The organism is Candidatus Goldiibacteriota bacterium HGW-Goldbacteria-1 (assembly GCA_002839855.1).
Classification (GTDB): Bacteria; Oederibacteriota; PGYV01; order PGYV01; family PGYV01; genus PGYV01.
In genome coordinates, this window is the sequence record PGYV01000015.1 from 1 (window position 1) to 17,260 (window position 17,260).

At 43.4% G+C, this 17,260-nt stretch carries 9 protein-coding genes; all 9 read left to right on the forward strand.

All coding sequences use genetic code 11. The features are described 5' to 3' along the window. Positions 1 to 1,936, forward strand: a 1,936-nt coding sequence (locus CVV21_12020) for a hypothetical protein (GenBank protein PKL90522.1), incomplete at its 5' end; no start/stop codon positions are given. Between the two features lie 501 nt (positions 1,937 to 2,437). Further along, positions 2,438 to 6,520 carry a hypothetical protein gene (locus CVV21_12025; GenBank protein PKL90523.1) on the forward strand — a complete coding sequence of 1,361 codons (4,083 nt, stop codon included), beginning with the start codon at positions 2,438 to 2,440 and terminating at the stop codon, positions 6,518 to 6,520. A 373-nt stretch (positions 6,521 to 6,893) separates the two neighbouring features. Next, the gene (locus CVV21_12030; protein ID PKL90524.1) at positions 6,894 to 9,332 is read left to right on the forward strand and encodes a hypothetical protein; all 2,439 of its coding nucleotides are present in this window, start codon (positions 6,894 to 6,896) and stop codon (positions 9,330 to 9,332) included. A gap of 114 nt (positions 9,333 to 9,446) precedes the next feature. After that, positions 9,447 to 11,759 (forward strand): hypothetical protein, encoded by a 2,313-nt coding sequence (locus tag CVV21_12035; protein ID PKL90525.1) that lies wholly within the window; start codon positions 9,447 to 9,449, stop codon positions 11,757 to 11,759. Between the two features lie 116 nt (positions 11,760 to 11,875). Next, positions 11,876 to 12,595, forward strand: coding sequence for a hypothetical protein (locus tag CVV21_12040; protein PKL90526.1), 720 nt, complete (start codon positions 11,876 to 11,878; stop codon positions 12,593 to 12,595). 41 nt (positions 12,596 to 12,636) lie between these two features. Beyond that, positions 12,637 to 13,800 (forward strand): hypothetical protein, encoded by a 1,164-nt coding sequence (locus CVV21_12045; GenBank protein PKL90527.1) that lies wholly within the window; start codon positions 12,637 to 12,639, stop codon positions 13,798 to 13,800. A gap of 89 nt (positions 13,801 to 13,889) precedes the next feature. Further along, complete coding sequence (locus CVV21_12050; GenBank protein ID PKL90528.1) at positions 13,890 to 14,549, forward strand: hypothetical protein; 660 nt, start codon at positions 13,890 to 13,892, stop codon at positions 14,547 to 14,549. 31 nt (positions 14,550 to 14,580) lie between these two features. Beyond that, entirely contained in the window at positions 14,581 to 15,237 is a 657-nt protein-coding gene (locus CVV21_12055; GenBank protein ID PKL90529.1) for a hypothetical protein, read from the forward strand. Positions 15,238 to 15,814: 577 nt separating this feature from the next. Then, entirely contained in the window at positions 15,815 to 17,239 is a 1,425-nt protein-coding gene (locus CVV21_12060; GenBank protein ID PKL90530.1) for a hypothetical protein, read from the forward strand. Positions 17,240 to 17,260: the final 21 nt, after the last annotated feature.

The window sequence follows — 17,260 nt, forward strand, 5'->3', positions numbered from 1 at the left end:
GGAAGACGCTGAAGACGGGGACAACACCAACCTGTTCGGCGGATACTGGTACACATATCAGGACGGCACAGGCGCGGCAGTTGTTCCGGTACCGGAAACAGCAGGCGGCGGAACATTTGCAATGACAGCTGGCGGATATAATGGCTCGGCTATGGCTGCTAACTTTACAGGAACAGTAGGCCCGATAACAGCGGCAAACAATGACTATCCTTCAATAGGAATGGGTTCGCAGTTAAATTCAATGGCAGGCGCGCCTCCTGAAGGCACTGGTCAGGTAACTGATATTTCGGGATGCACCGGCGTAAGGTTTTATGCAAAAGGCGATAATAAAGCGTATCATATTAAGATACCTTATACGACATCCGCGGACGCTTCTTTAACCGGATACAACGACTATCGTTATGATTTTACGGCCCCTTTAGCATGGACCTTAATTGATATTCCGTTTACACTTTTTGCTCAGGCAACGGGATGGGGTACTGCGTATCCTTTACTTGAAGTACTTGCAAATGCAAAAGCATTACAGTTCCAGACAAGCTTTAACGCAACCACAGGAACAACAACAGCAGATCTTTGGATAGATGATTTAATCATCTATGGTTGCGCTGTATGCCCGACACCGCCTCCTACAGGAAATACTGCAACACCGACCAATACAGTACCTGCGGGCGCGACATCAACAAATACACACACGGCAACAAACACACACACGGCAACAAATACAAACACAATACCCGGCCCGACAGCAACATTTACAAATACCGTAGCGGTTCTTGGCGTTGATACTGTTACGCTGGTTCCGGGTACAGGTACGATAACAATACCTTCGGTTTCCACTGTAACTGTAAACTTTAACATCACCGGACAGAACGCGACAAGCACGTTAATAGAACTTGTTGACGGTAGCGGAACAGCAGTGGCAACACTTTATAACAGCGGTACAACGATTGCTCCGGGAGCTCAGTCTATAAATGTTTCCACGGCAGGGATTACCGGAATACCTGACGGCATCTATATTGTAAGGGTAACGGTTATGAATTCAGGGCTTGGGCAGATGGCAATGGCTTCCAGTGCAAGCAGAGCATGGTCTTTGGCACCGACGGGTCCGACCGCCACAAATACAAATACACACACAGCTACACACACACATACAAATACAAACACATATACAGCCACAGTAACAAACACTCCTACAGGGCCTACGGCAACACCTACGGCAACGGATGTTCCGGGAAATATAACGGTAAGTAATGTGACGGTTCTTTCGTTAATTGATATACCGTCGCTTACAACAGTTCCCGTACAGTTCCAGATTGGTGTTGAATCTGCGCAGCAGGTTCAGATTATACTGGCTTCTGCCGGTTCATCAGACCCGATAGGTATTTACACATTAACGGATGAACTTGGTATCGGCGTACACACAGTATTAATACCTGCGTCATGGTTTGCCACGATACCTTCGGGTAATTACGTATTTAACGTAAAGGTGACAAATACAGACAGCGGTAATACGGATATGTCCGGAAGCAATATCGCGGTATTAACAAACGCCGGAGTACCGACATTAACACCGACACCTGTTGTAACGCCGGATTCAGACCTTGAAATACCTGATGATAAGCCGTTCTTCAGCTATCCAAACCCGGCAGATGCAACCAGGGATGTTAATATTAAGTTCTTTATCACAAAGAACGCCAAGACAGTAACGTTTAAGATGTACACGTCATCGTCAAGGCTTGTAAAACAGCTTGAAGTACCTGCCTCAGAAATTAACAGGGGCTTCAGAAGCCTTACGGCAGGCGACAATATTATTACTGTCCCGGCCGAATACTTCAAGAGCCTGTCAAACGGTACCTATTACTATGTAATAATGGTAAAAGATGACGCAGGCAAAGAAGCAAGATCTTCAGTAGATAAGATAATAATAGTAAAATAATAAGCAATAACTGACATACAAAAAGGCGGGATGATATTCATCCCGCCTTTTTTGTTTGTATTTATGTTTTTGTTTTTGTAGGGACAGCGCTCCCGCGCTGTCCGGCTTTTTGTTTTGTTATTTGTTTATGGTTTGGGTTTGGTAGACGCGGGTCTTTAATATCGCATCTATATCAAACTTCATGCGATATTATCCGCGGCAGTTGGTTTGTATCTGTAGGGCGTCTCTTGACTGCAGGTGTTGTAATAGCATAAAAGTTGAGTGACTTTTTGTTAATAAATATTGCGGTTTTAGGTGCGGTTAGATATTTGTTTTTCACCTGCTTTTTCGCAAAAATAGATGCTGAAAATCGTGAAATATGCCATGATTAACGATACATTTCAATCGTTTTACAATACAAAACCTTGTTCAAAATACGAAACTTTTTATACGTTTAATTGTCTAAATATATGGTAAATTATATACATTAGGCTGCTAATCTAAACAGGCAGGTTCACAGCAATGAAAAAAGCCTTAATTACAGTAGCGGCAATTATTGCCGTATTATCTTCTGTTAACCTTTTTGCGGCGCATGATTACAGGCAGGCGTTGTATTTATCCACATATTATTACGGCGCGCAGCGATGCGGCAATACCGGTTCGTGGATACACGGCGCATGCCATGTAAAAGACGGGCAGACAGTAAGCAGAGACCTGACAGGCGGCTGGCACGACTGCGGTGACCATGTATTATTCGGGCAGACAGCGCCTTATGCCGCGTCGGTTCTTCTTCACTCTTATGTTGAATTTAAACCGTCACATGAAGACAGATATACTCAGGCAAATTCCGCGCCTCCCGCAAACGGAATTCCGGATATCCTTGATGAAGCTAAAATTATGACGGACTGGCTTATAAAAGCGCACACAGGCGCCGGTTTTTATTACCAGAAAGGCAACGGCGATTATGATCACAAACATATGTCTGAACCTGTTTATTATGGCAATACTTACAATGTTACAGAAGGCGGGGAAAAAGACGGCGGAAGGCCTGTAAGTTTTGCAGGTTCCGGCGCCAGCAATATTGCCGGAAACTCTGCTGCCGCATTGGCGCTTATGGCAATAGCTTATGCGCCGTATGATTCAGCTTATGCCGATACCTGTTATACAAAAGCCAAAGCGTATCTTGCCACGGGAGAAACAAGCCCTAACGCCGTTGGCGGCGGAGGTTATTATCCGGCAGGCAACTGGGGCGATGATATGGCATGGGGCGCCATTGCAATAAGAAAAGCTGCTGTGGCAAGGGGAAATTCCGCTGACGCTTCAACGTATCTTACAAAGGCGCAGGGTTTTACAGGCAACAGCTACACAATGCCCACCAACTGGATATTCTGCTATGACCACACGGAACCTATTGCCGCTTATGAATTATATAAAGCCGGCGACACAAGTCAGCTTGCAAAGTTAAAAACAGAAGTGGACAGCTACAGGGCGTCAATGGTGACCTGCGGTACAGGTTCGTATGCTTTTAAGACGGAATGGGGCTCATTAAGATACGCCGCCAATATGGCTTATATAGCGGCGCTTTACAGCAATATAGCCACAGGTACGGAAAAAACAAACGCGGTTACATTTTTAAAAAATAATATTGATTTTGTTTTGGGAACTCATGGCGATATAGCCGGCTCTCCGGGTGCGCCCGCGGGCAGGTCTTTTTTAATAGGGTACACCAATCCGGATAATGCTGCAGCCGGTTCGGTCGCGCACCCGCATCACCGCGCCGCGTTTGGAAGGACAACTGACGCCGATACCAAATGGCCGCAGGAAAATGCAAGCCCCGGAAGCGTTCCATATTTATATCAGCTTAAAGGCGCGCTTGTCGGCGGGCCGCGTTCATCGTGCGGTAATTATAATGACAAGATAGATGATTATGTGGCAAATGAAGTGGGTGTTGATTATAACGCAGGTTTTGTGGGTTCTGTCGCGGCGTATATTGCGATAAGCAATCCGGCAACACCAACTTACACACACACTCCGTCAAAGACAAACACGCCTGACCCGGCGTGGACAAAGACTTTCACGTACACCGCTACAGCAACAGCGACGATAACTCCAATACCGCCCTTGACAAGCAGGCTTAACCTTGAAGTAAAAACTAATGGAAGCGTGGCTTCGTGTACGGATAATTCTTTTGGTTTTGATTATAGGATTACAAACTGGGAAACTACGGCGGTTAGTGCTTCAAATATTACGGTTGTTATCTGGCTTGGGACAACAGGAACGATAGCAGGCGCAATAGATTCTGCGGCAAAATATAATGCGGACGGTTCGGGGTATTCGTCAATAAGCCCCACGCTTGCATCCTCTGCGGGTGAAACCTGCACGGGCGGCACAAAAAAAGTTGTTATTTCTTTTCCTGCAACGGATATTCCTGCCAACGGCGGATATATTATTGTGCAGGGCAGGCTTAACAGGGACGGTTATCAGACGCCTTTTGATGCTGAATGCGATGATTATGCGAAGATAGAAAAAACATGGACCACTTATCAGAATAACAGCGGGCACGTGCTTTATCAGGGAACAAACCTGGTATGTGAATACGTAAGCAATACAACGCGGGATACGGCGACAGGCAGGCATGTCTGTACGGGAGCAACGGGCTGCCCGGACGCCACCACATCAACACCCACAAATACAAGAACTTATACATCCACGCATACGGCAACAAACACCCACACATACACTTACACATCCACCAATACAAGAACCAATACGCCCACCGCTTCCAACACAAACACACATACCGCGACAAATACGCCAATACCGCCTACGGCCACATATACTTATACGGCTTCAAATACACGCACAAATACCTTCACGGCAACCAACACACCAATTCCGCCGACAGCCACATATACAAATACGGCTTCAAATACCAACACAAACACCTCTACTGCAACCAACACGGCGATACCGCCTACGGCCACATATACTTATACGGCTTCAAATACGCGGACAAACACTTACACCGCGACAAATACGCCTATACCGAATACAGCCACCTTTACAAATACAGCAACCAGCACGTTTACAAATACAAGCACTTTAACAAACACGCCTACTGATACGTTTACAAACACCCACACTTCAACAAATACGCCGACTGATACTTCCACTTATACGCATACAATAACAAACACTTATACCAATACGCACACAAATACATTTACAGCAACTGATACTTTTACGTCCACCTTTACCCGTACTTTTACCGTGACGAATACTTTTACCAATACGCCTACAGACACACACACGCATACGGCAACCGCCACGCCGATACCCGGCGGGCCGGATCTTGTAATCCTGTCAGCTTCAATTACCGTGCAGAATCCTGTGCCGTGCATTATCGGCGCGGGAATGCAGGCGCAGGGAATACTTGTAACATACAGAAATCAGGGCAGCGACCCGTCAGCGGCTTTTGTAATTGATGTTGACGGCAATACTGTTACGGTATCAGACCTTCCGCCGGGTGGAAGCGGTTCGTTCTGGATGCAGTATGTGCCTTCGGGCGCTGTAAATATAACAGCGGATATATTTGATAATGTTATAGAACTTGATGAAACAAATAATGTATTTACCGGAGTTTTAATAACACCGACAACAATTCCACAGTGTACAAACACATTTACCAATACCGCAACTGACACAAATACACCCACTGCGACAGATACCGCTACAAACACACAGACTTACACAAACACGCCGACTGAAACATATACAAATACGCCGACTTACACGGCTACGGATACGGCAACGCTGACATACACTGCCACTTATTCATATACGGCAACTAATACCGCTGAAAACACGGCAACGGAAACAAACACTCCTGTTGATACTCCGACTGAAACATACACGGCGGTTAACACAGCCACACACACAAATACTGAAGTTAATACTCCTACTTACACTTATACCGCGGTTAATACCGCCACAAACACAAATACAGCTGTATTCACTGCAACGCATACCAATACTTCAACTGTGCCTGCGCTTACCAATACAAACACAGCCACATTCACGCATACGCACACAAATACATTCACAAATACTCATACGCCAACAGTTCCAACTTCAACTTTCACAAACACACATACGGCCACAAATACGCACACTGCAACTGTTCCGACATCAACAAATACATATACATCCACGCAGACGTTTACCAATACACCTACGGTCACGCATACTCACACCCCGGTATGGACGCCGTCGCCTACGCCTGACGGCAAAATTTCAATACCTGAAAAACCGCTTATATATCCCAATCCTGTAAGCGGGGATGGTACGGTAAAAATAAGGTTCTTAATTACAAAACAGGCAAAGGTAATAAAAATTAAAATATACACTGTTTCCGCAAGGCTTGTAAAATACGCGGAAATAAACACATCAGACAGGAATTTAATGCAGGGCTATAATGTTATAGAGCTGCCGGAATATATGTTAAGGCAGCTGGCAAGGGGAACGTACTATTACTCCATAACCGCGGAAGACGCGGAAGGCAATAAAGCAAGGGCAAAGACGGATAAGATTATTATTATGAAATAATATAGAGGCTTGGATGCTTAGAAGGCTTGGAGGTTTGGTATTGGTAGGCGCATCCCTTTAGGGTGCGGCAGTTGAATAGAAAGATATTTAAGCTGTTTGAAGTTTAGGTTTGGTTCTGGTAGACGCGGGTCTTTAGCCCGCGGAATTTGATTTAAATGGATGTGAATTAAGCTATAAGCAATTAAGCAGAAGCGAAAACGGAAGAAATTTGTTTCGCTATAGCTTAATTGCTTAATTCGTTAATAAGCTATAGCGAATTTTAACGTTAAAATTTAATGATTAATACGTTAAAAATTAATTGACCGAACTGAAATTTCTGCTATAATAAGCGGACATTATTACAAAACAGGGAAATTTTGTTAAGGAGATAAGCATGAAAAAAATTGCAATTCCACTTATCCTAATATTTGTTTTTTCCGCGTCTGTATTTGCTTTAACAGACACAGAGAATTTAATCATTCCTCAGACAGACCCCATCTATCATGATTTTTACCTGCTTGCGCAGTCGGGTGTAATTACATCCGTAATGCCGGATACTTTTAAAACAATACCAATGAGCTCGTATGACGCAGCAAGGTATATTGTGGAAGGCGCAAATAATATTATAGCCGCCACAAGCGTTGCCCCCGGCACCAATACGCAGGGCAAGACAGCCATGTTAAGAAAATATTTTGATATTTACAGGGCAAAAGCATTTGAAATTTATAACAAAACAATAGAGATGAGAAAAAGGGTTCAGGCCGCGGAAAAACTTCTTTCCAACCCGGAAATAGCTGGCTTTAAAGCATACATAGAAGAGATATATCCGGAAACAATAGAAGCGGGAATGGAACACGAAAAGACCACATACCGCGGTATTCCTCCGTTTAAAGTGCAGGGTATGTTAACCGCGCGCTGGCAGGACGTTGAAGCTTTTGGCGTCTCTCCCGTGCACCATACATCACTTGGCGGAACGTTCATGCAGCTGTGGACAGAAGGCGTAATAACGCAGGACATTAACTTTAAATTAAACCTTACCTTTGAAAAACCCTGGAACGAAGCAGAAAAGAAACTTATTCTTTCTGACGGCACGCCGGTAATGAATTATCCCGAATACTGGGGGACGGGACAGAGATTCCTTGACAAATACACAATCAATATAGGCGCTTTTGGATGGGCTATTTCCACAGGGTTCTTCTGGGAAGATATTACTCCGTTTGTCGCAAAATCCGTGCTTTCAAACAGGCCGGCTTTATTTGACCGCGACCATTACGCGCTTGAAGAGACCACAAAAGGCCATTATGAAAACGCGTTTTTGCACTCCTTTGTCGCGCGCGGCGATATCTGGTCAAAACACGGCTTTATGGGTATAGCGCTTTACAACAACGATTTCTTCGGCACTAAAGGCAGGCTTAAGCTTATGGCAGGCAAAGCCGAAAAATTTGAAGAATTCTATGATGTGCTTTACCTTTATGAATTCGCGGGAAGGTATTTGCAGCCGCTGGAATTTGGTCCTTTAAAAGCTTCGCATATTGCGGTTAACTTTTTTAACACTTCAAATGATAAAAGTGAAATCATATCAAGCGACCCGCAGACACCCGCTGATTATAACTATCCTCTTGCGCCTGACGGTTATTTGAAGGCGAACACAATAGTAGGCGGCGACGCCAAGTTAAACTTTATGGATATTTTTGAATTAACCGGGGAATACGAATTTTCAGATTACCACGGCTGGATGAAGCCTTTTGACCCTATTGACTTATATTCGCCCAGGGTAAACGCGGCGGGCAGCGCGGCTTATGTGCAGGGTAAACTTAAAACCCACGCGACAATTACAGGCAAGTATTCTAAAATTGACCCTACATATATAGCAGATGCTTCTGCTATCATTGACACTACATATTACCAGCTTAACACCCCGCCGGATGATTCAAGGCATGCAAAACTGGATTGGCACTCTTATTCCGGCGACCCTACGCTTCTTTATAATAATGCCCAGAGAATTGACCTGCTTGCAAGCGTGCCTATACCGGGAGGTTTTTTAAACTTCACTTACGGCACAGCATCGCAGATAAACCCGACCACAAACAGGCTTTATGTTGACCACTTTGTTTCGGGAAACAGGCTTACAGGCCCTATGTGGTGGCATCTATTTTATAGCAGTTATGGATATCCGGATAATAGTGGAGATTTTTCAGGGTTCTGGAAGTATAATGATCCGGATGGTTTAACAGGCGGACTGCATAGAATTGGAACTTACAGCGGAAAACGTTATCTTATAACAGACAAGTGGCTTACCAACAAAGAAGTAATAGTTCTTGATGTTGACCCGCTTGACCGTTCAAAGAAATACACCAATAATGCCTCTGTTGAATTAAAACTTCAGCTCAATAAGATTTTAGGTATGAAAGATAATTTATTTGTTCAGGCATACGGTGAACTTGTGACTGTATGGCCGGGCGCTGACCTTATGGTAACATTTGGCGACAGAAAAGCATTTTTCACGCAGAATCTTTTAAGCGGGTTCATATACTTTAACCCGACAAGAAAGATAGGATTAATGGCAGAAGCTTCGATAGAACGCTGGTCCTCTTCGCAGTCTGTAGCGCTTACAAACAGGGATATTAAAAAGCCTGTTGAATATCTTGATAACAGCTACGGCCTTGGCCTTGATTATGACTTTGCGCCAAGGACGTCGTTATATATAAGGGCCAAAAGGTTCTTCCACCAGGATTTATATTACAAGGATTACAGGGACACACCTACAAGCGCCTGGAAAACCCAGGACTTTGACGGCTGGTTCCTGTTTATGGAAGTTAAAAACTTCTTTTAAGCATTTTTTTGTACTTGTAGGGACAGCGCTCCTGCGCTGTCCGCGTAAGGCTTGTAATGAAGGTCTTGTATTTAAAGATAAAAAATATTTACTAAATATATGGAGGTACACTTAATGTTAAAGAAAATTGCGGTTGTATTAATGCTTTTTATTGTCCCGGCTTTTGTTTTTGCCGCGGATGACCTTATTGGAAAGGATCACTGGTCTTATAAGAATATAAAAGAGCTCTCTGAAAGCGGGATAATAACAATGCCGCTTGAAAAAGACTCGCTTACACGCGCGGAAGTTGTTGACTATATCAACAACGGCGTTAATAACGTCCTTTACGCGGCAGCAGGCGATTCGTCATCGGGCGGCAGCGATCTGATGGGCAAGATTAATAAGTTATACGACCTTGTCAAGGCGTACATGACTGATATGATGCGCACCGAGAAAAAACTTGATGATATTTTAAATACAATTGGCGATTTAAGCGCCAAGAAAAAAGAGATAGAAATGAAGCAGGATAAGCTTTTGAATTCAATAGGTATGAGGATAAACGGCGAATCTAATGCTTACATGACAGACCTTCTGTTATTCGGGAATCAGTTTCAGTCAGCCGGACTTCCCGTTGAACGCGTAAGGCCTATAACACAGTATGTTGATTTAAAGTTCTCCCTTCGCGCAAGAAAAGACCTTTACGCGGAAGCCACATTCAGGCTGGAAAATATGTTTGGCGGATTCTGGGGCAGCAAGGACGTTTATGGTTTAAGAAGGTTTTTTATTCAGGGAGATATGCCGGTATCGTTTGTATTCGGAGATTTTCAGGGGAAACAGACCCCGTTCACTTTATGGGCGGTTGATGACGAAAGGCCTTTTGAAGCCAAGGTTTTTGCTGATAAAAGGGATATGAATAAAAATGAACTTTACCTTTTGGATAATTCCTGGCCGTTAAACGGCGGTAAGCTTCAGACAATAGTTGAACTGTTTGACTCGGTTGATGTTAATATGATGGTGCTTGGTGCAAGGCTGGGTGAATCAAATAAACCCGGGTACGGCGGGGTAACGTATGTTCATGATCGGTATATGATAGGCGGCAGAATCGCAACAGATTTTTCGCTTAAGGATATGCTTGAAGTCGGCGTAAACTATAATGAAATTACTGATGCCAAGGATACAGGAACCCAGTTAACCCCGGCACAGAATTTAGATCCTTTTAGAAAGGATGTATTCAATAATTATGTAATATCAGGCGACGGCCTGTTTAAATATCAATTTGGAGAAGGGGATGAAGACGGCTATGTAAAGGTTTTGGGTGAATTTGCGAAATCAATGTATACGCCTAAAAAAGGCAAGCAGTGGGCGCAATGGTATTATGACAACGCAACGTATCAGTATGTTACAAAATCAAGCCATCATTATGCCGAAGGCACTGCTATAAAAGCCGGCATAGAAGCTAATTATTTTAACACTACAGTTGAAATAAGCTACAAAAATGTGGGCAATTCATTTACCGCGTATGCCTCGCAGACAAGAATATATAATGAAGGCGATAATTTTGGATATCTTACCCAGAATAATACGTGGAATATTAATCCCGGTGTCGGGCTTCCGCCTGCTTATACAATTGGCGGCGAAATATATCCTTTTACCATGTATAACCCTGTTATTGTACTGCATAAAGCGGGAATGGGTATTGCATCAATTCCCAATTATATTAACGGTACCGGAGTTATGAGAAGCGGCAATTTACTTTATTATCCGCTGAATGAAAATGCAACAAATCCTTATGGTGATTCAACGCCAAACAGGTCGGGTATTAGAATTGGACTTAAAGGTGATTATTTTGACGGTATGATTTCTCCGAAGTTTAATTTTGAAATGGCATCGGAGCCGGAGCCGTTTATCAAGAATAAACCTAAAAACTTTTCTGTTATAGAATTTGGGGCAAAGGCCGAATATTGGCAGTTAGCTGTGATGGGTGGAATAAAAATGGAAAGTGTGAAAAATGATGCTGTTGGCAATTCCAAGATTGCCTATGATTCCATGGGAATTGATCTTGGCTTAGAATATCAGATTATTAAAAAGAAATTACTTGCATATTTTGGTTTTAAAAGTAATGTGATAAAAGGAACTGACAGTATTCTATTTGCTACGGCGGAAACTCCATCAACTCTGTCAAGGGTGCCTATGCCAAGAGGCGTTGCATCATTTATATCTGAAAGATATGACCATACAATCACAAGCCTTGGCGGCGGAGTGGAATTTAAAGTGGCAAAACCTGTAACAATGGGTATATATTTTACAAATACCCTTATAGAAGACAACAGGACGGTAAAAACAGCGGAAGATGCTATTTATTACGGGGAACCGATAGGCACAAAATTCTCTGATTATAACAGTTATAACGCGCAGGAACTTGGCGCAAAGATAAGCATTCTGTTCTAAAAATAGGGTATAATTGAATAGTTATATGCTTGTTTTTAATGTAAACTTTTTGTCAGGTAATACCGTCAAACTGACAGAAAGAAACAATAAAAAATATCTTTAAAGGAGGCAATAAAATGAAGAAAATTGCGGTAATGGCAGTATTGGTACTGGCTTTCTCGGCGGCTTTTGTTTACGCGGAAAAGCCAAACACAACAATTAGTATTGTATCAGAAGGTTTTACAATTGACGGCTCGCTTGCTGATTGGGCGGCAGTTAAACCCGTTGTTCTTGACAGCGCAAAGATGTTAACGCACGGCAAAGCGGAATGGGCAGGAAAAGAAGTTCAGTCAGGAAAAGTATATGTTGCTTTTACTGAAGACGCGCTTTATGTGGCGGCAGAAATCAAAAGCCCTAAAGGTATTGCTAATAATAACGTAGGTAAAGATATGTGGAACGGCAATGCGGTTGAAGTATTTATTGGATTTGACAATTCAGACCCGGAAAGGGAAATGTACACGGAATCAGATTATCAGATTGGTTTTAACCCGGGGAAAGTAAACAAAGAAGGAAAAGTAATAAACAAACCGGAAGTATTCTGCTTTAATATGGAGCAGAGTGTTGAGGGTTCAAAAATAAAAGCGAAAAAGATAAAAGGCGGATACATTCTTGAAGCAATGGTACCTGCTTCTTTCTTCCCTGCATGGAACGTGGCAAGCGGAAATGAAATTTCTTTTGACATAAGCATAGATGATCAGGGAACAAAAGGCGCTGCAAGAAAGCTTCAGTTCACATGGTCGGGATACGCTGAAAGTTACAAGAATCCTGCCGGTTGGGGAACCGCGGTATTAAAATAATAATTTAAAGAAAGATAAAATTGAGGGAGGTAAGGCCGAATATGAAAAAAGCTCTGGTAACGGTAATAGTGGTACTTGCCGCGGTCGGGATAATATTTTCCGCCTGCAGCAAGAAAAGGACAGTTCCGGTCGCTCCGGAAGATTTAGGAACGGCTACACATACAGCAACATTTACCAATACACCTACAGCAACAGATACATGGGACACATCTATTCCCACGAATACATTTACACGTACTTTTACCAGCACTCCGACAAACACGCCTATTCCAAAACCCGCAGGCTGGATAGATGACTGTGAAGACATTTACGGGCCAAACCAGAATGATTTCCAGGTAACAGGCGGACCGGTTTTAAATTCCGGCGGTTATTGGATAACTTATGACGATAACTCAAAGCAGAATAATGGAACATCCTACGTTTGGCCTATGTCTGATACATGGGCTGAAAGAAAAGCTGTTTCTCCTGAACCTTTTGTAATGTCAGCTCCCGGTTATTCCGGTTCTCCTTACGGACAGGGTTATGCTGCACGTGTTACCGGTTATGTAACAGGCTGTGAAGGCGGTTCGGGCAGCTGGTGGTTAGATACCACATGTACCGGAGCAGGAACGATTACTATATATAATCCTGCTGAAGAAACAACCGTATTCAGGTTTGGTTTTATCGGAATGGGCTGCCAGTTAACGCCTACAGCGGGTGAAGGCGCCACAGGTTATGCTACAGGAATGACCGGTGTTGCCGGGCTTATTGACGATCCGATAGATTGTCAGGAAGTGGACTTATCGGGCTTTACCGGAATAAGGTTCTGGTATAAAGGCGACGGAATGAACTGGAGGGTTAAGATACCATTTACCAACCAGCTTAACTGTGACGGAAAGTATCATCCGGAAATGCCGGTCGGCGAAGAAGCTGCGATTATGTCTTCGGCAAGTTATACAAAGGCCAATGACGCAGGCTTTAATATTGTGGCCAGCGCCACGGATTGGACGTTAATTGAAATACCTTTTACGTCGCTTGCTTATGAAACATGGAGTAACCCGCTGGTTAATGCGGCAGACTGTTCTGCGCCGGGCGGCGATTGTGCTATCGCTACTGTGCTTCAGCATGTAAAACAGATACAGTTCCAGACATTCGGAGATCCCGCGGCAGATAACCGTTATCCTAACTCCCGCGAATTATGGATTGACGATATAGAACTTTATTAATAAATAATTAAGGTAACATTAGTATATTTCCGGCCGCGGGGTAATAGTCGCGGCCGGATAGAACTCATATAAACAATCAGGAGTTAAAAGTGAAAAAAACAATTATAATATCAAGTATAACCGCCGTGTTATTTGTTTTAACTTCCTGTGCCGGTGTTATAGAAGTCAAGACACCCGGAATTTCAGGCGGAAAGATAGCGGCCAAATCCGAAAAGAAGAAATTTAAACCTGTATTATTTGAAGACTTTGAAGCCGGCACTGCTGTCGGTTCTTATTCATATGCCAATACCGGCGGAAACGCGTCGGCTGAAAAATTTATTGCCACGCTGGATGAAAAGCACGGCGGAAATTATTCCGCGTATTCAAGCTTTGATACCGGCGCGGACGGTGCATGGGGAGTTGGAATTGGAACCCAAAGCGCGTATGGCGGCGGATATATAGATGCAAAAGACAGGGACACTTTTTCTATCTGGGTAAAAGCACCGGCTGGTATGCCCTTTTACTTTTTCTGCAACGAAGCGCAGGACAATGGCGGGGACGGGGAATTCTGGAATTCACCTAACCAGACAGGCACCGGAAAGTGGGACCTTTACGAAGTAAGCATGGATGAATTTTACAAGAATATTTATTCAGGAAATCAGGAAGGCAATAACGCGGTTGATATGACGGCAATGGGTACTGTGGGGCTGCAGTTTTCGGGCTCTGTGGGCAAAGGCACCGTATATATAGATGATATTTACTTTAAATAACAGCAGAAACTAATTTATTTCGGAGGCTGAATTGAAAAAAACAATTGTAATTTCTTCATTCATAGCGATATTGTTTTTAATTACTTCCTGCGCGGGCGTGATTTCATTTAGAAAGCCCGGTACCGCAAGGGTTTCAAAGGCTGCTGCAGGGGCGGAAGTAAAACCGGTGCTTTTTGATGATTTTGAAAGAGGAAACATCCCAATGACTTATTCTTACGCCAACACACAGGCGGCTGCAAATATGTCAAAGTTTGCGGTTACAGGCGATGAAAAATATAACGGAAGCAGTTCTGCAGCTTCCGCTTATGACACAGGTACAAGTTCTGAATGGGGCTGCGGCGCCGCGCTTGCAAGCGCGTATGCCACAGAAGGTTATATTGATGCCGCAGGAAGAAAGTTTATTACGGCATGGGTGCTTGCTCCGGAAAATACCACTTTTTATTTCTTTGTAAATGAAGCCGCGGCAAACGGCGGCGATGGTGAATACTGGAATTCGCCAAGCCAGACAGGCGCGGGAAAGTGGGCTTATTATGAAATTCCTTTTGATGAATTCTTTAAGAACATATACTCCGGCTCTCAGGCCGGGAATAATGACTTAGACCCTTCTGCAATAGGAGTTATAGGCGTTCAGCTTGGCGGAATGCAGGGTAAGGGTACAATATATCTGGATGATATCTGGCTTAAGTAGATTATATCAATTTAATTATCAAAAGGCGGCCTTCACGGCCGCCTTTTTTATTTTAAAGTTTATAGTTTATAGTTTATAGTTTTGTTTTCTACTGTAGAGACACAATGCATTGTGTCTCGTTTTTTTGATTTTTGTGTTTTTTAATGTTGTGGTAGGCACGGGCTTTAGCCCGGGGCAGTTGTAGTTAATTTGGGTTTTGTTGTGTTCCGGTAGGCGCGGGTCTTTTCCGGCACTATAGCGGAGACGACAATCCGCGGCAGTTGGTTTGGATTCGATCTTGTTCTGGTTCTGGTAGGCGCACCCTTCAGGGTGAGGTTGTGGAAGTGAAAAAATCTAAACAACGCACCCTAAAGGGTGCGGCTACCAAACCTGATGTTTAATACTATTTTGGCAGATGTGGGTCTTTAGCCCGCGGCAGTTGAACTGTATTTGATATTACATGGTTGGAAGCTAAGATTTTAATAAATGCTTAAGCGTATAAAAAACAGAGATGTATTTTAAATACCAATTTAAAAATGCGGTTTAAAATCATCTGTTTATAGGGTATAATATAAAAAATCAATAACCTGGAGGGTATATGAAAAAGAAAATATTCATCTTTTTCTTCTTGTTTTTATTATCTTTCTGTTCCGTTTTCGCGGAAACAGTGATGACAATCAGGGAATTTTACGGCGGCTCTGTTGATTTTCGCGCTGCAATTCAGACAGACGCTTTTTACGGCTCGCGCGGCGACGGTTTAAGGGCGGGCGGTACGGTTTCCACCCTTGATTTTCATCAAAGTTTTACCTCTTACAATCCTGCCTGCCTTGCATTTATGAAAACAGCAACTGCTTCTCTTGGGCTTATACCTGTTTCGCTGGGAATGGATACGGGAATGATAGCTTCTTTTGCGGGGCAGAGCGTTGAAAGCATAATAAATGAAAATCTTGAAGAATCGTTTCAGGACATGACAAAAACCGCGGGTGTTACAACCACAATAGATACTATAAAAGGGCACATAGGCCAGCCGCCCGGAATAACTTCCCTTGAAATAATGGTGCCTTTTGCGGATAACGGCGCGGGTTTTGGCCTTGCCAGGGAAGAGAAATTTACGATGGAATTTGACATGCTGTTAAACGGTACGGAAGTTTTAATTAATATGACGGATGATGAAAATTCCATGATAGACGTGGACGCGCGCGCCAAAGTAAACGCGCTTGTAAATATGGATATAAGAAATGTGGTGACGTCATTCGGGCTGGCAAGAAAAATAACGCCTATCTGGGCCGTGGGCGCTGTTTTGGAACGCATTGAATCGCGCTTTTTCGCGGATGCCGGCGCGCAGGTGGATGCAATTGCGCGGTATTCCGGCAATGATTATGAATTTAACACACGGCCTGATAACAGTTTAAACGCAACCGCAGCAGGGGATTTAAGGGCTGAAAGCTGGGGGTTAAGGTTTGGGACATCGCTTCATTCGCCGGACGATTCGGTGGAAACCGCAATTGATTTTTCAATTCAGCCGGAGCTTAAATACAAAGGCAGGCTGGATATAAAATATCACACCATTCCGGATTCAATAGATATTTCTGATGTAACGCTGACACAGGAAGAAGCAATGGACGGGTCAGATAAAGAACTGAAAGTTAAACTGCCTTCTTTTGCAAGGGTAACGCTTGCATGGAAGCCGGGAGTAATTATAGCGTTCAATTACACACATTACTTTGACCCTTTTTATATTTCGTATGGCGCTGATAAAGTGCATTTGACAATGATGGACGCTTTCCGCCTTGGTTTTAATTTTGGCGGCTTCCAGCTTGGCGGCGGAATAATACTTTCAAATGAAGGTACAGAAATAAAAAATGAAGATACCGGAGAGATAACCAAACAGACTTCGTGGTTCCCGATACCGGTATTATCAATGGGTATGGTAATACCAATAGGGAAATACATAGACGCGGAAATGGAATTTATGGCAGTGCCTTTTCCGGTTTTAAAATCAGCTGTAACATATAATTTTTAGCGTAAAAATATAAAAGAGGTG

Bases quoted from the DNA above. Each gene is read 5' to 3' on its own strand.
- CVV21_12040 (PKL90526.1), top strand. From the start codon at position 11,876: ATGAAGAAAATTGCGGTAATGGCAGTATTGGTACTGGCTTTCTCGGCG.
- CVV21_12060 (PKL90530.1), top strand. From the start codon at position 15,815: ATGAAAAAGAAAATATTCATCTTTTTCTTCTTGTTTTTATTATCTTTC.
- CVV21_12025 (PKL90523.1), top strand. From the start codon at position 2,438: ATGAAAAAAGCCTTAATTACAGTAGCGGCAATTATTGCCGTATTATCT.
- CVV21_12030 (PKL90524.1), top strand. From the start codon at position 6,894: ATGAAAAAAATTGCAATTCCACTTATCCTAATATTTGTTTTTTCCGCG.
- CVV21_12035 (PKL90525.1), top strand. From the start codon at position 9,447: ATGTTAAAGAAAATTGCGGTTGTATTAATGCTTTTTATTGTCCCGGCT.
- CVV21_12045 (PKL90527.1), top strand. From the start codon at position 12,637: ATGAAAAAAGCTCTGGTAACGGTAATAGTGGTACTTGCCGCGGTCGGG.